The organism is Flavobacterium sp. HNIBRBA15423 (assembly GCF_052655965.1).
The window spans coordinates 352,722-374,406 of record NZ_CP199751.1 but is presented as its reverse complement, the minus strand read 5'-3'; the positions used below and the strand labels follow the sequence as shown (position 1 = coordinate 374,406).

Sequence of the window (21,685 nt, the reverse complement as noted above, 5' to 3'; positions counted from 1 at the left end):
GTGGTTTGTGATACTTATTCAAAATTTATAGGTGTAATTCATTTTTTTATTCCATTCCTTATTACTAGTTCTGAATACGCATTTTTGTAACTTGAAACCACCTTTTATCCTAATTGTTAATTAATCGTATATGATGTAGTGTCAAATTCTCCTAGTCTAAAATATCCCAATACTTCTTCGTTAGCATCATTGGCATTTTTGCAGTTTCCTTTTAACTGTACAGGTGTAGTTGGAAAAGGTCCATTTTCATCACTTCCAGATTGTTGAATCAATATGTATAAATAATCGTAATATCGTTGTGAAATACCATACACATTAATACCTACATTTACTCCAGCAAGATATTTGTCATTTTCGTTTTGAATAAAATTTTCATTGCCATCTGAGAATTCATCTTTGATAACAGCTAGAGCAGGTAGTGGTAAATTAGACGGAGTAAATTCGCCTAAATAATAATTTTCAACATCTACTGGGTCGTCAAAAAATACTTGAAGTTGAATTTCAGTGTCATCTCCAGAATTTTCAATAGTTTGCTCAACTCTATTAATAGTAGGTGCAGCAATTAATGTTTCTGTTGCTGTGTAGATGTTACCGTTGTACAGGATTTCCAAAGTGTAGGATGCGTTTATTTCTGGAACAAAATCGGTTGCAGTGTAACTACCATTATTTTGGTCAGCAAACACCACTATTGACCCGTCGTTTACTTTGGTTACTGTTACTGAAGCACCTGTAACAGGTGCGTCTGGATTGTTATTAAAAAAAGCAGTTGATTTTCTTAGATAAATAGTTTGTGTTTCTCCTGAAGTACCTTTTTGCCATTTAATAGAAGCATCCACCACCAATCTTGCGCCACCGTTTGGAACATTCACATTTACGACATCTGTACATGAATTTAATATTCCAATTAAAATAAGGAGCATTGCTAATTTTTTATATCTATTTGTATTTTTCATTGTTTTAAAATTTAAAGTTGTATGTTACAGAAGGAATAATGCCAAATATGGATGTACGAGTAGCTTCACTTGCACCTGTTTCTTGATTTTGACCAAAAGAAATAGAGGCAGCATTCATACGGTTGTAAGCGTTGTATATGCCAAATACCCATTCGCCTTGCCATTTTCTATCTATATTTTTTCGAGGTGTTAAGGTTGCAGAAAGGTCTAGTCTATGGTAGGCTGGTAATCGATCTGCATTCCTGTCAGAATAAGTTGCTACTGATAAACCATTATATAAAAACTTTCCATTAGGATAGGTAACTGGTCTACCTGTTTGGAATACCATATTAGCCCCAAATTGCCATTTTTCGTTGAGTTTGTAACTTCCGGTAAACGAAAAGTCGTGGGTTCTGTCCCAGTTAGAGTTATACCATTTACCATTGTTAACTCCTAACCCGCCTGCTGCTCCACCAGGTGTACGCTGTTGCGATTTTGACAATGTATATGACACCCAACCTGTAAAATTGCCTTTGTTTTTTCGCAATAAAAATTCTAATCCATATGCTCTTGCTTCACCAATTAAAATTTCGGTTTCAATGGTATTTTGTGCTATAAGTTCTGCTCCATTGATGTAATCTACCCTATTGTCGATTGTTTTAAAATAGGCTTCGGCTTCAATAGAAAGCATATTATCCTTGAAATTTCTGAAGTAGCCTACAGCATATTGGTTTGCAATTTGTGGCTTAAGAAACTTCCCACTAGGCGCCCAAATATCTAATGGTGTAGCTGATGTGGTGTTGGAAATTAAATGCAGGTATTGCGCTATTCGGTTATAACTTGCTTTAAAAGAAGACTTCTCGTTTAGCTGATATGAAAGTGCAAACCGAGGTTCTAAATTATTGAATGTGGCTATGCTTTTTCCCTTGCCATAATTGGTATTAGAAATAGGCTCAGTACGTTCATAAATACCTAATTCTTCGTTGTAAACTACTGGTAAATTATTGGCATAATTGTTTAAGGTTTGGTTTCCTAGTCGATTGAAGTAACTAAAACGCAAACCATATTGAGCAGTGAGCTTATCAGAAATTTTATGTTCTAAACTTGTGTACACTCCAGCTTCTAATGCAAATTTATCATCTAATTTTTTAGGATTAACTCCTGAATTTGCATTTAAGGGCTTTAGGTTTCCTGGATTAAAATTGTAATAAATACCATTTACTCCAAAATCAAATTTTAATTTATCGCTTGCATAATACCCAAAGTCATAACGCATATTATAATTGTTGATATCTGACTTCCAATCAATTCCTTCAATAGGGATTTCTAGGTTGTAATTGTACCGACTGTATATTAAAGATGCGTTGGAGAATAATTTGTTATTAAAAATATGATTCCATCTCAAGTTTCCGGAAAGGTTTCCGTATGAATTAGAGAAAATTCCTCCAAGGTTAAAGTTGTCATTGCCCAAATAACCCGATAGATATAATTTGTTCTTCTCATCAATTTCATAATTGGTTTTCAGATTTAAATCGTAAAATCCAGCTCTACTACTTTCGTTAGCTAAGGCCAAAAATATATTTGCATAAGCAGCTCTACCAGCCATTAGAAAAGAACCTTTATCTTTAAACATAGGTGCTTCAGCTGCCAAACGACTGGAAATTGCACCAATTCCACCAGTCAGTTTAAATTCCTTATTATTTCCGTCTTTTTGGCGTATATCTAGTACTGAAGAAGCTCGTCCTCCAAAACGGGCAGGAATACCTCCTTTATAAAGTTTAACATCCTTAATGGCGTCAGCATTGAATACCGAGAAGAAGCCAAACAAATGTGAAGCGTTGTAAATAATTGCCTCATCCAAAAGAATTAGATTTTGGTCTTCTGCACCACCTCGCACATTGAAGCCCGATGCACCTTCACCAGCATTGGCAACACCTGGCAGTAATTGAATAGACTTGATTAAATCTACCTCACCCAAAACAACAGGTATCTTTTTGATCTCGTTAATTGAAAGTTTTGCCACACTCATTTGTGGTGTGCGAAGGTCAACTTTCTTTGATTCTTCGGCCGTGATGATTACTTCATCTAATACAGCGGCATCCTCTTTAATCTCAACGTTGAGGTTTTGATTAGAGTTAAGGTTTACTGTCTTTTCAAAAGTTGTAAATCCTATATAAGAGATGGTTAATGTATAATTACCCTCAGGTGCTGAGATAGAATAAAAACCATATTCGTTGGTGGTACTTCCAATCGAAGTACCTTTTAAAACGACGGTTGCCCCCAAGAGTGTTTCACCGTTGGCAACATCCTTGACTACACCACTAATAGTGTATTTTGTTTGTGCAAAAAAGAATACTGGATACAACATCATCACCACAAATAAGGCGTGTCTTTTTCTTGACCTAAAGAGTTTAAATTGCTTTGTTTTTGTCATAATTACTAGAAATTTTAATTAAGGTTTTCATTCAACCGAGGTAAAATTAGACTAGCTTCCATAGCGATAAAAATGAAGTAGGTTTCAAATTCGTTTTCAGTACGCATTTGTTATCAAAATGGTTTTAAAACTCTGAATATCAATATGTTAAATTTTAATAAGTGTATGATTTTAAAGGTTCTAAATGCGTTTCTAGCACTTAAAACGTTGCCAACTGTAGAATTTTTGGTTTTTTTTCATATTTAGAGTTATGAGGATTTGTTAGTTTAAGCTTAAAAACTATGGTAATTCAAAAAAAATCGTTTCAAATTGGGCAGTACTATTTGAGGCTATCGATACCAAATAGCTATCCTTATACTGCCACAATATTACTATTTGGCTATTGTATTGAAGGAAATAATCCGATATGCATCAGAAAGTGGAGGTTTCTTTAATTTCTAAGAGGTATTCCGAAAGCGGAATTGGAACGTAATTCTTCTATGAAGAATAAGGAAAAAAAGTGAGATTTAAACTACTGAGGATAATGTCTTTTTAAACTCACTAGGAGTAACCCCGTATATTTTTTTAAAAGTAGTGTTGAAAGAGGATTTGGATTTGAAACCAACTTCGTTGGCAATGCCCATAATGGAGTAATTCTTGAACTTGTCATCCTTGAGGCATTCTGCAAATTCTTCAGCCCTGTACTTGTTCATGTAGTCTTGAAAATTAGATTTTAAATACACATTCAAGACTTCAGATAAGTACTGTCTTGGAATACCCATCTTTTGAGCTACTTGGTTGACCGTTATATTACTATTGGTATAAGGCTTCTCTTTATCCATGAGCGTTAAAAACTCTCTTTTATATACCTCTGCTTTGGATTTACTAAGACTTGAAGCTTTATAAGCCTTGGTATCAGCCTTTGGTAGTATAGATTTTGGTGATACAACAAGCTTAAATAAAATTATGTAGAGAAGTATTGCTGATACTCCAATAATTCCATAGGTTTCTAGAAAGGAGAAATAATCATGATCTTTTGTTATAATAAATGAAATTTCGTCTATTAAGTTCAATAAAGCATAAGGCACTATAAAAAACAGCATCCATCTTTCCTTTTTGTTTTTAATGATATCAAAGATGGTATAACCTAAATAAACCAATAGTGTTACGCCTGCTAGAACTTCTCCCGTTATTAACCATATGTTTTTACCTAAACCGTTAATGTCATCTATGATTTGAAGTGTAATAAAAAACACATACGGAATAAAATAGAGAAGATCCCTAAATTGAAATTTATCCTGTTTGGAATTGTGATATTTTATAAGTAAAAAGAACAGTGTAATGATTAATGGGGATTGGAAAAAATACCAATTAACATTAGAAAAAAATAGGTTAAAATCATCATCTCCGATAATGTTCAAAAGCAATGCAATAATTGACCCTAAAAGCAATATGAAATTGACCCGCTTGTAACTTTCTTGTTTAACGAGCAGAACACTTAAAAGAAACAAGCCCTGAGTAAGGGAGATAATTTGAATTATTTCTAACATAACTAATGGAACACTTTCTCTGAACTGGCTAAAATAATTCAAAAAAAACGAAAATTGATTGAAGATTTATTAAATACCAAAATCTAACATTCTGCCACAAGCCCAATGAACAACCAATTTTCTTGAAATTATTATACATTTTTCAGATTTATTTCTAGATTAGATAACGAAAATTTTGGCGAATGATTATGCTTGGCCTTCAATATTTTTGCAACTTAACTTAAATTTTTGTCTTTTCCTTCTCAAAAGCAATAAACTCTCCTAGTCTTACTTTGAAGAATATATTTATTCTTTGCTTTAATCCCCAGCTAAATTAGTATATCCATCTTTTTTTTCTAATGTAAATTATTGCTTGATTTGATTTCTGTTTTTTTGAGTGATAGATTCCTGAATTTATAGTATGTAATTCGCGAATTTACTACTGAAATTTTTCTATTTCACAAAAGAATGTAAGGAGTTGATTTACTAAATTTTATAATGGTAGATTCTGGGTAACATTATATGAAAGCTAAAGTATAGTTATATTTAGAATATCCTCATGGATTTGAGTTTACTTTTTTGAACTAAGAACTTGAAATTTCTCCTTCAAAATCTTCATATTCTCACTTACTTTTCTATCTAGAACTTTTGCGTAATGTTGAGTTGTTCTTAAATTCTTATGTCCAAGCATTTTACTTACACTTTCTATTGGAACTCCATTTGTAAGCGTTACAGTAGTTGCAAAAGTATGACGAGCAATGGGAAAGGTTAGTTCTTTTTCAATCTCACAAACTCCGGCTATTTCTTTTAGATAAGCATTCATCTTTTGGTTGGATAGGATAGGTAGAAGTTTATCTTCATTGATACACTGCGGATGATTTTCGTATTTATCGATAATCATTTGTGTCACTGGAAGGATTGGAATTTTTGAAGCTGATTCCGTTTTCTGTCTATGGGTAAATATCCATTTCTCGCCATCAATACCATAGCTAATATGAGATTTTGTTAAGTTTTTGACATCAATGTATGCCAAACCTGTAAAGCAGCTGAAAAGGAAGATATCGCGAACTAGTGATAGTCTTTCTGTTTTGAAATCTTTTTCAATGATAGATTGGATTTCAGCTTCAGTAAGATAAACTCGTTCCACTTCTTTAACTTTTGATTTGTAGTTGGCAAATGGATTTTTATCTAGCCAGTCATTGGCCAAACAAATTTTAATTATTTTATTGAAATTCTTAATGTATTTTACTGCTGTGTTATTAGCACAATTTCTAACACTTCGTAACCAGAACTCGTAATCGGTAATAAAGGCATGATCTATCTTTGTAATATCAATATCAGAAACGTTGTATTTCCATTGCATGAATTCAATAGTATGTTTCAAAGAAGTAGTGTAACGTTCTAATGTTCCAGGAGCATATTCTTTTCCAACTAACTCTTTTATTTTGTTGTTGTGATCTTGGAAGATGGGAACCAACATTCTTGCTTTTTTATCTGTTCCTTGAAGCTTTGCTTTAATTGATGTAGCAGTTGCTTGGTCTTTATCTTTTAATATTTGGTGGTGCGCTTCGTAAACTTGTTGCTCTAAAGTCTTTAAATATGCATTTAGTGATTTTACTTCAATACTTGAGCCTATTATTTTTTGAAGCTTATTATCCCACTTATCAGGATGAATTGTTCTTTTTGCTGAAATTTCTTTTGTAACTCCATCAATAGTAATTCTTAAATAGATTGGAGCAGTACCATCGGCTTTGATTTTGTTTTTCTTGATGAAGAAAAGCAAGTTGAATGTTTTGTTCATAATGTGGTGACTTTAAGTTTATAAAATTATCCTTAAAAATCACTTGAAACAAGATGTTCAAAACGTGAACACCTTATTATACAAGTGTTTCAGCGTTTTTTAGTGACCTATTTGGGTTTATCAAAATAGGTCACTGAAAGCATACCTTTTTATGAACTTTATTGGTATAGTCACCAATGAAAAAACGCTGTAAAACATAAGTTTTACAGCGTTTTGTTGAGGCTTGTTAACCTTTCAGCGGAGAAAGAGGGATTCGAACCCCCGGACCTGTTACAGTCAACAGTTTTCAAGACTGCCGCATTCGACCACTCTGCCATTTCTCCAATAAGTCATGCATTCATTTCCTGATTGCGAGTGCAAATATATAAACCTTTTTTGAGTTTCAAAAAGAAAAACAAAAAAATATTTTTTAAAAAATAGAATTTCACATAACCATTTAATATACAAGTAATTAGAATTTAAATTAATTTTCAATTATTTATATTAATATACCTAAAAAGAATAAAAAACGTAAAACGACTATAATACCTATCTTTGTAAGTAAAGAAAATATAATAAATTTAATAGTCAGAAAACGAACTCAATATGAAAATAAAAACACTATCCTATTTATTTGTTTTGATTTTTTTAGCATGTCAATCTAAAAATGACAAGATTGAAATCTATACTAAACTACCTGAAAAATTAAAAGAAACTTCAGGAATTAGTTTTTCTAAAGAATTTAATTTATTATTTGTAATAGAAGATAGTGGTAATCAAAATAAAATTTATGGTATCAATAAAAAAGAAGAAATAATTAAAGAGATTACTGTTGAAAATATAAAAAACACAGATTGGGAAGATCTAACAATGGACAAAAAAGGAAATCTATACATTGGTGATTTTGGTAACAATAAAAACGTCAGAAAAGATTTAGCTATATATAAAATTAATTCAACGAGCTTAAATCAAGATACAATTCATAACATAGAAAAAATCTCTTTTCATTATTCAGAACAAAAACTATTTCCTCCAAAAAAGGACAGTCTTTTCTATGATTGTGAAGCCTTTTTTGAATGGAATAATAATTTTTATTTGTTTACTAAAAATAGAAGCAAACATTTTGACGGAACATCTCTCATTTATAAAATACCTAATTCTTCTGGTCACCATGTCGCAGAATTAATAGGTAAATTCAAAACTTGTACAAATAAGACAGATTGCGCAATAACGAGTGCTACTATAAGTCCAGATGAAACTAAAATTGTTCTACTTTCTCGAAAGAAAATATGGCTGTTTGAAAATTTTGAGAAAGAAAACTTCACAAATGGAACTGTTACCGAATACAATCTAGATCACTCATCACAAAAAGAAGCAATTTGTTTTAAAGATTCTAACACCATTTTAATTGCCGATGAAAGAGAAAAAAAGAAAGATGGAAATATTTATTTTCTTTCTTTAAAAAGTTTAGAACGCAAACCCTAATCCAAATGCTACTCTAAAACCATCATTGGAATTAAAAATCCCTAAGTTAAGACTTAGTAATTCTGCACCATTAATAAAAAAACCACCTCCATATGAATTATTCCATTTCTTGGAATCTTCATGTTTAAGCCATACTCTTCCATAATCAAACGCTCCATAAGCACCTAGTTTAATTGGAATAAATTGAGTTTTAACTCGGTTAAAGCTATATCGAATATCTGTATTTTGATAAAATGATTGATTTCCTAAAAAACGTTGATTTCTATAACCTCTCAAACCATCATTCCCTCCTATTGAAGCCCCTTGATAAAATTCAAAATCATCTCCTATATTTATTTGGCTTTTTATTTTGGTAGCCAACACTAATTTACCTGAAGAACTTAATTTATGATTAAAACTTATTTCTGGAATAATATAACCAAAGTTTCTGCCTTTTAAATCCAGGTTTTTCTTGTATCCTATTTCTAAACCTATTTGCATACCTATCGTTGGATAGGCTTTATTATCATAATTTTCAAAGAAATACTTTACATTAGTATTGAAAAACTGATTTTCATCAAAAATATAATCTGGCAATTGCGGGTTATTTTCTACAAATCTAGTCTCTGTTTTTTGAACTTCAACAGATGCATACTGAAGTCCAAAACTCACTTGACTTCCTCCATATAATTTCCAAACTAAAGATGGCCCTATGTTAAATTCCCTAACTTTAACTCTATTGTAATTCAATCCAAAATCATCATCATTATTTGGTATTTCATTTCCATATCCAAAAAAATTCAAACTAAAATTTGGGCTCTGAAATTTTGATTGCAATACAAGGTTTAAATCCCCAACAACATTTGCAAATTCCCCTTTATAATCTAATTCATAACCGTTTGTTGCGAAATAGTAAGCTCCTTTAAATTGATGTTGTCTAGTAAATGGATTACGTTCAAAACCATAAACCGTGTATGTGTTATTAATTCCTATTTTAAAACCATCATCTGGATTTGCTCCAATAGTTGGTATTAGCTGGTTTGTATTTGTTTTTAACTTTTTGTAATCATATACATTAATAGTGTATTTATCTTGAAGCTTTAATGTTGCTTTACTCGCATTGGTAACATCATTCTTCTTTGTTTTATAGTCATAAATAACTATATTTTTACCTTTTTCTACTTTATAGGCATCATTATTTTGTCCTCCAATTAAACGAATTTTTATTTTTTTACTTTTTCCTATAACTTCAAAAGTATCATCATCATCTAAGCCATAAATCCATATCTCCTTTGTTAACTTGGGATTGTATACTCTATGATGAAATAAATCTTTAATAGTATTGTCTTTTTTTCTAAAAACTGAAACCTCAACTTCTCCATTACCTTTTGCTTCAATTTTAATATAATCATCTTTATTTGTAGCAGTTATTACTGCATACTTATTAACTAAATCAAAATATCGATCTGAAATTTTTTGAAGATTCTCTCTTCTATTTATAAGCATTGTCTTTATGTCATCTACAGTTTGATCACTTACTTCTTTAGGTATGGACTGAAATGCTTTATCAATAACATCATTTGTAATGTTTTTTTGAATTAATGCAACTTGTTCATCCCAAACCTCTTTTGTTGCATCCGTTATAAAAGCTATATCTAAAGGAAAAGGCTCAATATTAAACCCTTTTACATTCTTTAAATCGGAATCATATTTCTTTAATAATTTTGCAGTTGGAATTAATTTTACTGCAGCACCTAAAACAAAACCATCTGACATTCTAGAAAATGGTTGATCTCTATCTCTAGGAAGAGGACGATATATATACCGCTCGTTTTCTTTAAATTCTAGCCATCTCCACTGATCTTGATGTCTATCCCAATCTCCTACTAGCATATCAAACAAACGAGCCTTTATAAATTCTTTTTCATCAATCATTTTAGATTCATCATCATGAATTTCTTTTAAAACATCCATAGTGCTAATTATGTTTCCAGTAAAATTTCCACTTACTAAATCATTATGACCATCAGAAGCATGTTCTTCAAACAAATATAATTCACCTCCAAATTCGTCATTAAAATCCCCTAATGCATCTTGTTTAGGAATATAATATAATTTCGAATTTAGATGAGCTAAACCTATTGCATCTGATAAAACATCCATAGTAAAAGGTGCATAAGGATGAGAACCAGTAAAAACATCTTTTACTAAAGATTCTGCCTTTGTATTTTTAAATTCACCTTCCATATATTGGTCTTTAAACATAGCTGCTTGTATATACTGTGACGCATTCTTTTTCATGGCTCTCATCACATACTGTTTTCCGTCTTTATCTTTAAGACGAAGTGCTCTAGATTGTGTTCCTCCTCCTTTACGAACTGGAATTAAACCTCCTTTTAAAGTATCTAAATATGCTATCTTTGCTTTTACAGGAATGCTATAATATTTTCTAAATCTTTCGCCCCATAGAAAAGTGTAAAATTTCCCTTTTTGGGTTTCTTCTTTACTATATATCGAAGATTGAATAGAATCTTTTGTTAGAATCGGGTAACTCTTTTCCTTTTTAAAAGAATGTGGTTTCAAGACAATTGTCTCAAACTCTACTTTATCATTCTTTGCAGAAATGAAACGAATTTTTGAAGTTCCATTTTTATATATATCCAAAATAGCATACCCATTTACCCCGTAAGAAAATCTTCCTCCTTTTACATTTCGTGTTGGTGTTGTCTTTGAACCAGAACCGCTTATAATTTGAGGAATATTATCCTCGATCAAATATTGCAAACTGTGTTCATGACCAGAAATAAAAATCACTCTATCATTCTGCAATGCTGCTGCAACAATATTCTTTTTTAAATCGTTGTAATATTTATTAGACAAATCTGCATTAACTATTCCTGTTGTTTTTCTTATGATATTTTTTAATGTCCCTAAAATGGGAGCAGGTTTTAAATGCTCTTTAAAAGAGTATTGCCCTCCATGTGGTCCATTACTATACATAGGATGATGAATGGCTACTAATGTAGTTTTACCTCTAGCCTTCTTAATTTCACTTCTAAATTCATCTAAAAACTGATTTCTAGTCTTTATTTCACACTCGTCATTAAGAGTTGGATGATTATCCCAATTTGTAATATACCATTCAGAATCTATAATAATTAAGACAATTTCATCACTAATGTCAATAGTTTTTATTGGACATCCATCTTTTGGCAAAAACGAATTCTTCCCAAGTTTTTCTTCAACATATTCTTGTTCCCTTTTTAAACCATTTACACCATCAGAATACCAATCATGATTTCCAGGAATGAATATTGTTTTTCCTTTAAAATTCTTTACTGCATTTATTTGTACATCTAATTGATGCACTGCTAATTCCCTACCCAAATCATTCTTTTCTGGCATTCCCTTAGGGTAGATATTATCTCCTAGATATAAAACAGTTGCTTCTTTAGAAGATTTACTTAATGTTTTCTCAAAACTACTTAACGCAATAGTAGTACTGTCTTTTTTAGCATTTCCCGCATCTCCTAATAGATAAAAAGTATGAGCAATTTCTGACTGCAAAACATTTTCTGTTAATTTTGTTTCATCAGTTTTGTTGTTTATTTGAACTACTTTTGTTGCACAAGAGACTATAGTACTAAAAATAATGGTAAGTATAAAAAATCTCTTTACCTTTAAAAGTTTATTATTTAGTAAAAACAAATTCATAAATTAGTCAGATAAATTAGTAAAATAAATAAGGATATATGAATATAGTTGAAGCAGCATCAATATATGTTAAACAATTATTTGACAATAATTTACCTCAAAATTTTGTTTATCATAATTATCATCACACAATAACTGTTGTAAAAGCTGTTCAAGAAATAATTGACACTATCGAAATTTCTCACGAAGATAAAGAAAAATTACTTATTTCTGCTTGGTTTCATGACACTGGATATATAAAAGGGACTACAAATCATGAAGAAAAAAGTGTGGAAATTGCTAGTGAATTTTTAAAAGATAATCACAAAGATCAAAACTATATTTCAGACGTAAAAAATTTAATTATGGCTACTGTTTTTGATTCTATTCCTAAAACTGAATTAGAAAAAATAATCAAAGATGCTGACTATGTACATTTTTCAAAAAAGGAATACATTAAAACTTCCGAGTTATTAAGGGAAGAATGGGAACAAACTTGTAATAAATGTTTTTTTGATAAAGAATGGATGTTAGGGAATTACAAATTATTAAAACAAAAACATCATTATTATACTAATTATGCAAAAAACAATTGGCAAAAAAACAAAGAAGAAAACATTAAAATTATAGAAAAACTACTAGAAAATTCTCAAGAAATGGAAATACAACAAGAAAAAGAGGATAAGAAAAAGAACAAATCAACTAAATATGATAGAAGTGTTGACACTATGTTTAGAGTTACGCTCAATAATCACACTAGGTTAAGTGAAATTGCAGACAGTAAAGCTAATATTTTACTCTCTGTAAATGCAATAATCATATCTATTGCTCTTTCTACAATAGTACCTAAACTGGACAGCTCACACAATACACATCTAATCTTCCCAACTTTTATAATGGTAATTTTTAGTGTAACTTCAATTATTTTTGCAATACTATCAACTAGACCAAAAGTTACCTCTGGAACTTTCACAAATAAAGACATTGAAGACAGAAAAGTAAACTTACTCTTTTTTGGTAATTTTTATAAAATGCCATACGAAGATTATCAATCTGCTATTAATGACATGATGAAAGATAGCAACTACTTATACAATTCAATGATAAAAGATTTATATTTTTTAGGAATTGTTTTAGAAAAAAAATATCGTCTTTTAAGAATAACCTACAATATTTTTATGGTAGGAATTATAATTTCAGTAATTGCTTTTGTAATCGCTTTTAAAATAGGAAATATTTAATTTAATTCATTCAACAAATCTTGATAAGAATATTTTTTATCTGCAACAGTAGTATTTACTACTTTAACTCTAATTGCTCTAAGCCCTGAAATACCTTGTAAATCTTCAACTTCAAATTGTTCAATTGTGTCTTCTAGCAATAATTTATGTTGTAAATATTTAATGTATTTTAAATATTCTTTTTCTTCATGGGAGTGAGAATAAACTATGGTTATTTTTTCTTTCTCTGTAATACGTTCATTCGTACCTAAAATCAATGCTTTGTCAATGCGCTTTTTTACAACTTCATATCTTGCATTATAGGAACCGTCAACATCAAAACGTTTTTCATCCATTCTAAAACGAATAGAAATAGGCGAACTAAATACTAAAATCAAAGAAGTAACATCAAGTGCATAAGGCAATGTGTCTTTTATCCTGTGATGCTCTAATTCCATCTCACATAATGTTTGCAACTGCCATAGTCTTAAATTACTAATATACATTTTATCAAATGGTACATTTGGTGAAATTGAAGACCCTATATAAAGATTATGCTCTACACCATCAGTTTTAAAACGCTCATAATAGTGTGGATAAATCTCTTGTGCTTCTAATTGTTTAGCATCAAGTATAGATGCCATTTTTTTATTTATAATAGTTAGTGTATAATCAAAATCCTTTCTATGATGATAAAACATTCCTGTTTTTAAATCTAGGCTTTCAAAATAGCTTTCTATTTTTTCTTTTACAACAAGATGATCACTTTTATTTGCATTTAAAATTCCATGAATCTCTGTTTCAATATAATTCTGAATCTGCTGTTCCGTATCAGCTTTTAATGGCAAGTTAAGTTCTCCTAAATATTCATTTAATTCAAACTTTCTTTGCTCTAAAATCATAAGATTTTGAGATGTTTTTATCATTCCTAAAATTGAAATCAAGGTCTCTATTTGTTGAACTAAATCTTTCTTTACTGTTTCATTTCTTTTATCTGAGGATCCTTTTATGTCAATCTGACCATACATTGGATACACTTCCTTAAAACTAATCTCTTTAAAAATATAATCTTTTGTATTACTTATAGAATCAATATAATTTTTTGCTTCTCTTTTAAACTTCCAATAAACACTTGAATGAATTGCTGTATATTCCTTTTGAATAATGGCTTCTTCTAAGTTTTTTAAATCATTATCAGAACGAACAATTGTATCCGTTATGAAAGGCATTACCAAGTCTAATTTATTTGCATTAATAGAATTTAAAGCTCCAACAGTATTTGAGGCGACTTCTAAAACACCTAGCAACACTCCTTCTTTAACAATTGGTGCCATTATACAACTTTGAACATCTTGCTCTAAAAATATATTTGCTACTTTGTCAAAATGCACCTCTTTCTTATAGTTTTCAACATTTGAAATAATTAATTTTCTTTTATTTTTAATTAACAAATCGAATGAATAATCACATAAAACACCTCTACATTCCTCTTCTTCTATATTTTCTAATAAAAAACTTTTGAAGTTAGTATTACTAAAAGGAGGCCTAGAAAATGTCATTTCTTCACTATTAAATTTAGTAAAACCAATCCTTAAATCCGCTATCTTAAAAATTGATCTAAAAATAGTTTGAATATCATTTATACTATCTAAACTTTTCTTTTTAAAAACAGATTGTATCAAAGTAGTCTTTAATTTAGAAATTGCATTTTCAGTAGTAACATCTATTAGAGTAGCGATAACAAATCCTTTTAAAATCCAAGATTCTTTTGGGAAATATTTTTTCCATAAATCAAGATTTTCATAATTATCAATTAAGGTTGTAATTTCTTCTTGACTTAATTGGATAGATTTTTCGGTGGGAAATATCTCAACAAAATCAGCATTATATAAAATTCTATAATGCTTAACTATTCCATTACTATCAGGAATATCAAAAAAAATAGGAGTATTAAATTCAATGTTCTGATTGTAATAGAAATTTAATATCAAACAACAATTAAACACATAAAACTGATGCTCATCAAAATCACTAATATTTATCTCTAAACTATAACCAACATCACTTAGAATTTTTTTATAACGCTCAGAATAATTAAACGTAATATTTTGAAAAGGAATGGTAGCTGCTTTAATCTCATTATTAGTTAATGAAGTGGGAAACAAATCAGCCAAAAGGTTTTTTATAAGACTTTGATTTTCATAAATAATGGTTAAGTCTTCAATTCCTTCTTTAAATTCCGGTTTCTTTTCAACTTCTTTTAAAAGACTTTTTGCATAATTAGAACGATAATCAACATCAGACTTCGCTATCTCTTCTAAACTCTCAATAAGCTTATGAAAAGAGATTAACGTTTTAAAAGGGCTATCATATTGATACTCTAACACCATTGCATTCAATTTTATACAAAAATAAACATTAAAAAATAAATAAAATCATAAAAATTTAAATGATTCCTTTGGTTAGAATAGGTAAAAAAGTAAAGACTCCAATAAATTAAAATTTATTGGAGTCTTTTTGTGGGCGATGAGGGGTTCGAACCCCCGACCCCCTCGGTGTAAACGAGGTGCTCTGAACCAGCTGAGCTAATCGCCCTTATTGCGGGTGCAAATATAGAATAGATTTTATAAATTACAAATCTTTTTTATAAAAAATTACACAATTTCTGCTACAACAAAAGTACTTCCTCCAATATAGATAAAATCGTTAGCTCTAGCATTTTTTTTAGCTTCATTATAAGCCATTGAAACAGAATTAAATACCAAACCCTCTAAACCAAAATCACTTGCTTTTTGCTTTAAAATTGTTGCATCTAAACCTCTATCTATATTTGGCTTACAAAAATAATATTTAGCATTTTTTGGAAACAAAGGCAAAATAGAGTCTAAATCTTTATCACTAACAACGCCTAAAACAATATGCAAAACCTCAAATTTTTCTTTTTTAATCTGATTTAATACAATTGCTAAACCTTGACTATTATGAGCCGTATCACAAACAGTTTTTGGATAAGTTCCTAAAACTTGCCATCTTCCCAAAAGTCCAGTATTATCAACTACATTTATAAATCCTTTTTTTATAGCTTGAGAAGAAATTTTAAAATAATTTTTTAAAACTTCTAGTGTTTGCAAAACTCCTTTCTTATTTACTTTTTGATAATCCCCTAATAAAGCACTTGCAAAATCAGGAAAATCTTTATCTTGAGCAAAATAAATTGAAGCATTTTCATTTAATGCTTTCTCTAAAAAAACTGGTTTTGTTTCAGCTAGATATTCACTAACTACAACAGGAATCATATTTTTAATAATTCCAGCTTTTTCAAAAGCAATTGCTTCTAAGGTATTTCCTAGAAACTGAGTATGATCAAATCCTATATTGGTTATTAAAGACACTAAAGGAGTAATTATATTTGTTGAATCTAACCTTCCACCCATTCCTACTTCAATTATAGCTATATCTACTTCCATTTTTGCAAAATAGTCAAAAGCTAGCCCAACTGTCATTTCAAAAAAACTGAGCTTATTCTCTTCAAAAAAGAATTTGTTATTAGCTACAAAATCAATTACAAATGATTTGGAAATTTTTTTTCCATTAATTCGAATACGTTCTCTATAATCCTTTAAATGTGGTGAAGTATATAATCCAACTTTATAACCTGCTTCTTGCAAAACGGAAGCTAATAAGGACGAACAAGACCCCTTGCCATTAGTTCCTGCAATATGAACCGATTTAAATTTAGTTTCAGGATTTCCCAAATGGTTTACTAATAGAATAGTATTAGACAAATCCTTTTTATAAGCAATTGCGCCTTGCTGTTGAAACATTGGCAACTGATTAAAAAGCCAAGAAGTAGTTTCTTTATATGTCATTTTGAAAATATGAAGCGAATATTTGGGCGTTCTTGGTTTCCATTTTCCCGCTATCCATTACAATCAATGCAATTGCATTGGATTTCCATTACTATCGGGGCTAAATAGTTGTGATTTTACTTTCTTGGTTATTCACCTAATTTGAAGTTTATTACAACAAAACCTATTTGTGTTTCTGGAGCATTAGCATCAGCTTGCCATTTAAAACTTTTAGCCGTTTCAAGAGCAGGATTTACTAAACATGGATTTGTATTTGTAGTTCCTTGACTTCTTTCTGCCTTTATTACGTTTCCACTCCTATTTACCCAAATTTTAATTACAACTTTTCCTTCTTCATTACAATCTTGTTGTTTTTTACTTTTATCAGCTAATTTTCTACCAGCTAAACCCCAACCTGTTCCGTTTCCAGAACCTGTTCCGTTCCCTGATCCATTTCCATAAAAACTATTGGAATACAAACTACCATTCGGATCACCTTTATCCCCAGCCAAACCATCATCACCATGTCCTCCTTGAGCCGTTCCTTCAGATTTTGGTCCATTTAACAAGGCATCTAAAGCACTATTAGTTGCTTTCGAAGGTTTTGGAGTCTCAACTTTTGGCTTAACCGTTTCTTTTGGCTTCTCAATTGGTTTTTTTGTTTCCTTTTTAGGAACTACAGCCACTGGAGCGTCTTCATCTTGAGTTAAAATATCATCTTCTTGAGACGTCACAGGCTCACTAACCGTCGGTTGTGGAGCCGATTGAATAGGTTCAGTAGGTTGAATTTCTCCTTGCCCTACATCGCTAGTTCCAAAATTAATTGCAATTCCATTTTCTGGTGGTGGATCCATATAAGTTAGACCTAAAAACAGACACAACAACAAAAGGATTACAAATATTGCACTTGTAATTGCAAACGATTTTTTCTCTTCTGGTGTTTCTAGAAATATCATCTTTCTTTATTTTGGATTAACAGCTACCACCATTTTAATTCCGTTTCTGTAGGCAATATCCATAACATATACCACTTTTTCATGTGGTACTGATTTCTCTGCACGTAAAATAATTGCTTTGTTTTCTGCATTAGCAACTAAACTAAGCAATAATGTTTCCAACTGAGTTTCATCAATCTTATCTTTATCAATAAAAAAAGACAACTCTTTATCAATACTAACTGAAATACTTTTATTACTATCTGTTTTACCTTTACCTTTTGGTAATACCAAATCCAAGGCATTAGTAGTCACCATTGTTGAAGTTATCATGAAAAAAATCAATAACAAGAATACAATATCTGTCATGGATGACATATTGAACTCTGTAGAAACTTTATTTCTTGTTTTTCCTAACTTCATTATACTGGTTCATTTAGTAAGTCCAAGAAATCGACTGCATTTGCTTCCATTTGATTAACAACCTTATTTGTTTTAACAACTAAATGATTATAACCAATATAAGCAATAATACCTACAACTAATCCTACTACGGTAGTTGTCATTGCTGTATAGATTCCTTCAGCAAGTGAACCTACTTCTATTTGTCCACCGCCACTTGCCATTTTATGGAAAGCAAGAATCATACCAACAACGGTACCAAGAAAACCAATCATTGGTCCTGCTCCAGAAATGGTAGCAAGCATACTGGTATTTTTCTCTAATTTATACAACTCTAAATTCCCAGCATTCTCAATAGCTGTATTAATATCTTCCAGAGGTTTGCCAATACGAGAAATCCCTTTTTCAATTAATCTTGCAACAGGAGAATTTGTTTGTGCACAAAGCATTTTTGCTGCATCAATCTTACCCGTTGTAATATTCATTTTAATATTATTCATAAAACTAGCATCTATTTTACTAGCTTTATTAATTGCCATTAATCTTTCGAAATAAAGAAACAATGCAAAAAACAATAAGATAAATAAAACGACCATTATGGAAATACCACCTACACCACCACTTGTTAATAAATTCCAGATTGAAAGGGTTTTTTCTATTGGTTGATCCTCTAATAAAGCTTCATTTGCAACTGCTAAACTATCCACTTGAAGAAATATGCTCATACTTATTATTTTATTTAGTAATAACGGTAAAATTAATTAAAAATTATAATTTTAATGAGATACGTTTAAAAGAAAATCTCTTAATATAACAAAAGCTATAGCACCTGATAAAAAACCAGCCAATGCTAACCAACCTATCTTCTTTAAATACCAAATAAAATCAATTTTTTCCATTCCCATTGCTACAACTCCAGCCGCAGAACCTATAATCAACATACTACCACCTGTTCCCGCTGCATAAGCTATAAAATGCCATGCTGGTTCATCCATTCCTATTTGAAACATCCCAATACTAGCAGCTACTAATGGTACATTATCTATAATTGCTGATCCAGCACCTAACAATAAAACTACCAAATCTGAAATTTTTGTTGAAGCATGTTCTGTTCCTAAATAAGGAACTTTATCCTCTAATATCCCGGCAAAATCAAATAACATCCCTAAAGATTCTAAAGCTGCTACCGCCATTAAAATACCTAAGAAAAATAATATACTTGGCATTTCAATTTTTGATAATGATTTATGAACTGGACTATGATGCACAACTGAACCATCACCAGAAGTTGCATTTCCCATACTGAATTTTCTATTACTAAGAAATTCAGCAACAGCTGCAACAATTGCTAAAGAGAGCATCATTCCCATATAAGGTGGTAAATGGGTAAAAGTTTTAAAAACTGGCACAAATAAAATAGAGCCTAATCCTAAATAAAAAATTAAGCTACTATACTTTGGAGAAGGAGCATCATCATTAGAATCTGCCTCAATAAATCCTTTAAAAATTTTCATTCTTGACGCAATGAATGTTGGCACTGCATAGCATATAATAGAAGGGATTAAAACATGTTCTATTAATTGTGAAGCTGAAACTTTGTTAGCAATCCATAACATAGTTGTAGTTACATCTCCAATAGGAGACCAAGCTCCTCCAGCATTTGCTGCAATAACTATTAATCCAGCAAACCACAAACGGGTATCTTTCTCTTTCACAATTTTCTGCAATATGGTTATCAACACAATAGTTGCAGTAAGATTATCTATAATTGCAGACAAAACAAAAGCTAGAGTTGTAAACAACCATAATAGCTTTGATTTACTCTTTGTCTTTACAAAAGATTTAATTGTAGAAAAACCATCAAAATAATCAATAATTTCAACTATTGTCATTGCTCCCATTAAGAAAACAAGAATTTCAGCAGTTTTTCCTAGATGATGTAGTAAAACACCTTCAAGATGATGTGATTCTTTACCTACTCCAGGTACAATATCAAAAACTTCTAGGTGATTTACTGCTATTAACGCCCACAAAATAGCCATCATAGCAAGCGCAGGAATTAATTTATCTATTTTTATAGAATGCTCCATAGCTATTCCTAAATAGCCAAGAACAAATATTACTATAAGTAAAATTTCCATTTTTATTAAGTTAGTTTTGGGTTAAATTTAGATTAACTGTTTTAATGCAATTTCAAAAGCTCTAGCACTTATATTTTTTTTATCAGTACTAGCATCATATACTTTTTGAATAGCATTTTTTATAATATTTGAAGTATCAGAGAAAATAGCATCATCGGTCATTTGCACTTTTTTCTCCATAAAATAAGCAAAAACTCTAGCCATTCCACAATTAGCAATAAAATCAGGAATAAGGCTTACTTTAGAATCTGTTTCTTCCATGATTGAGCCGAAGAAAATTTCTTTATCAGCAAAAGGCACATTGGCACCACTAGAAATAACTTCTAAACCAGAAGCAATCATTTTATCAACTTGAGATTTAGTAACCAATCGAGAAGCTGCACAAGGAGCAAAAATTTGAGCTTCAATAGACCAAATTTTCTCATTAATTTCCTCAAAAGGAATCATATTGGAAGCCACTAATTTATTCCCATCTTTATTTAAGAAAAAAGTTTTAATCTCTTCAAAAGAAAACCCTTGCTCATTAATTAAACCTCCATCTCTATCTATTATACCAACAATCTTAACTCCCATTTCTGCTAAATAAAAAGCAGCTGCAGAACCAACATTACCAAATCCTTGTACAATAGCTTTTTTCCCTTTCACGTCACCACCAAAAATAGTATAATAATGTCGCACAGCTTCTGCAACACCATATCCAGTAATCATATCTGCAACAGTGTATTTTCTATTAACATTAGGGGAAAAATCAGGATTTTCAATTACCTTTATAACGCCTTGTCTTAATTGTCCTATTCTATTAATTTTATCAGCTTCAGTTGGTTTAAAATGACCATTAAAAACACCTTCTTGTGGATGCCAAACACCACAATCTTCTGTCATTGGAATAACCTCATGAATTTCATCAACATTTAAATCACCACCTGTACCATAATAATTTTTTAATAATGGTGAAACAGCTTTGTACCATCTTTCTAAAACCCCTTTTTTACGAGGGTCATTTGGATCAAAATTAATTCCTGATTTTGCTCCTCCAATTGCTGGACCAGATACTGAAAACTTAACTTCCATTGTTTTTGCTAAAGAAAGTACTTCATTCATATCCAACCCTTTACGCATTCTAGTTCCTCCTCCTGCTGCACCTCCTCTTAAAGAGTTTATTACTGTCCATCCTTCTGCCTCAGTTTCTGGATCTTTCCAATTAAATATTATTTCTGGCTCTTTATTTTCGAATTTCTTAAGTAAATCTTTCATTATGATATTAAAATTGTTAGACAAATTTAAGTTTTTCCTTTTTTTTAATTGCTTTTTTCCTGCTAATATTTTTA

14 protein-coding genes and 2 tRNA genes are annotated in these 21,685 nt (G+C 30.6%); 2 read left to right on the top strand and 14 right to left on the bottom strand.

What is annotated here, in order from left to right:
- Nucleotides 1–116 precede the first annotated feature (116 nt).
- The 5 genes from ACULEV_RS01570 to ACULEV_RS01550 form a co-directional block, all read right to left on the bottom strand.
- A complete protein-coding gene (locus tag ACULEV_RS01570; protein ID WP_445456935.1) occupies nt 117–953 on the bottom strand; it encodes a DUF4249 domain-containing protein in 837 nt (278 codons plus the stop codon).
- A gap of 4 nt (nt 954–957) precedes the next feature.
- Nucleotides 958–3,366, bottom strand: a complete 2,409-nt coding sequence (locus ACULEV_RS01565) for a TonB-dependent receptor (RefSeq protein WP_445456934.1) — start codon at nt 3,364–3,366, stop codon at nt 958–960.
- A 506-nt stretch (nt 3,367–3,872) separates the two neighbouring features.
- The gene (locus tag ACULEV_RS01560; RefSeq protein ID WP_445456933.1) at nt 3,873–4,895 is read right to left on the bottom strand and encodes a helix-turn-helix domain-containing protein; all 1,023 of its coding nucleotides are present in this window, start codon (nt 4,893–4,895) and stop codon (nt 3,873–3,875) included.
- Between the two features lie 550 nt (nt 4,896–5,445).
- Complete coding sequence (locus ACULEV_RS01555; protein ID WP_445456932.1) at nt 5,446–6,675, bottom strand: site-specific integrase; 1,230 nt, start codon at nt 6,673–6,675, stop codon at nt 5,446–5,448.
- Nucleotides 6,676–6,913: 238 nt separating this feature from the next.
- Nucleotides 6,914–6,998 (bottom strand) — tRNA-Ser (locus ACULEV_RS01550).
- Nucleotides 6,999–7,260: 262 nt separating this feature from the next.
- Between ACULEV_RS01550 and ACULEV_RS01545 the strand changes: the two genes are divergently transcribed.
- A complete protein-coding gene (locus ACULEV_RS01545) occupies nt 7,261–8,139 on the top strand; it encodes a hypothetical protein (RefSeq protein WP_445456931.1) in 879 nt (292 codons plus the stop codon).
- Here ACULEV_RS01545 and ACULEV_RS01540 read toward each other — a convergent pair.
- Nucleotides 8,122–11,832 (bottom strand): metallophosphoesterase, encoded by a 3,711-nt coding sequence (locus ACULEV_RS01540; protein ID WP_445456930.1) that lies wholly within the window; start codon nt 11,830–11,832, stop codon nt 8,122–8,124. The genes ACULEV_RS01545 and ACULEV_RS01540 overlap by 18 nt on opposite strands.
- 38 nt (nt 11,833–11,870) lie before the next feature.
- On the opposite strand from ACULEV_RS01540, the gene ACULEV_RS01535 reads away from it, so the two are divergent.
- Nucleotides 11,871–13,052 carry a Pycsar system effector family protein gene (locus tag ACULEV_RS01535; protein WP_445456929.1) on the top strand — a complete coding sequence of 394 codons (1,182 nt, stop codon included), beginning with the start codon at nt 11,871–11,873 and terminating at the stop codon, nt 13,050–13,052.
- Here the strand turns inward: ACULEV_RS01535 and ACULEV_RS01530 are convergent.
- From ACULEV_RS01530 to ACULEV_RS01495, 8 genes are all read right to left on the bottom strand, one after another.
- On the bottom strand, nt 13,049–15,421 hold the full coding sequence (locus tag ACULEV_RS01530) for a GAF domain-containing protein (protein ID WP_445456928.1): 2,373 nt from the start codon (nt 15,419–15,421) through the stop codon (nt 13,049–13,051). The two genes, ACULEV_RS01535 and ACULEV_RS01530, sit on opposite strands and share 4 nt — an antisense overlap.
- Before the next feature lie 130 nt (nt 15,422–15,551).
- Nucleotides 15,552–15,626, bottom strand: a tRNA-Val gene (locus ACULEV_RS01525).
- A 59-nt stretch (nt 15,627–15,685) separates the two neighbouring features.
- Nucleotides 15,686–16,900 (bottom strand): bifunctional folylpolyglutamate synthase/dihydrofolate synthase, encoded by a 1,215-nt coding sequence (locus ACULEV_RS01520; protein WP_445456927.1) that lies wholly within the window; start codon nt 16,898–16,900, stop codon nt 15,686–15,688.
- Between the two features lie 128 nt (nt 16,901–17,028).
- The gene (locus ACULEV_RS01515) at nt 17,029–17,835 is read right to left on the bottom strand and encodes an energy transducer TonB (RefSeq protein WP_445456926.1); all 807 of its coding nucleotides are present in this window, start codon (nt 17,833–17,835) and stop codon (nt 17,029–17,031) included.
- A gap of 6 nt (nt 17,836–17,841) precedes the next feature.
- Nucleotides 17,842–18,237, bottom strand: a complete 396-nt coding sequence (locus ACULEV_RS01510; RefSeq protein WP_445456925.1) for an ExbD/TolR family protein — start codon at nt 18,235–18,237, stop codon at nt 17,842–17,844.
- A complete protein-coding gene (locus ACULEV_RS01505; protein ID WP_445456924.1) occupies nt 18,237–18,941 on the bottom strand; it encodes a MotA/TolQ/ExbB proton channel family protein in 705 nt (234 codons plus the stop codon). The genes ACULEV_RS01510 and ACULEV_RS01505 overlap by 1 nt, the downstream gene beginning before the upstream one ends.
- 51 nt (nt 18,942–18,992) lie before the next feature.
- Nucleotides 18,993–20,357, bottom strand: a complete 1,365-nt coding sequence (gene nhaD / locus ACULEV_RS01500) for a sodium:proton antiporter NhaD (protein ID WP_445456923.1) — start codon at nt 20,355–20,357, stop codon at nt 18,993–18,995.
- Nucleotides 20,358–20,384: 27 nt separating this feature from the next.
- Nucleotides 20,385–21,611 carry a Glu/Leu/Phe/Val dehydrogenase dimerization domain-containing protein gene (locus ACULEV_RS01495; protein WP_445456922.1) on the bottom strand — a complete coding sequence of 409 codons (1,227 nt, stop codon included), beginning with the start codon at nt 21,609–21,611 and terminating at the stop codon, nt 20,385–20,387.
- Nucleotides 21,612–21,685: the final 74 nt, after the last annotated feature.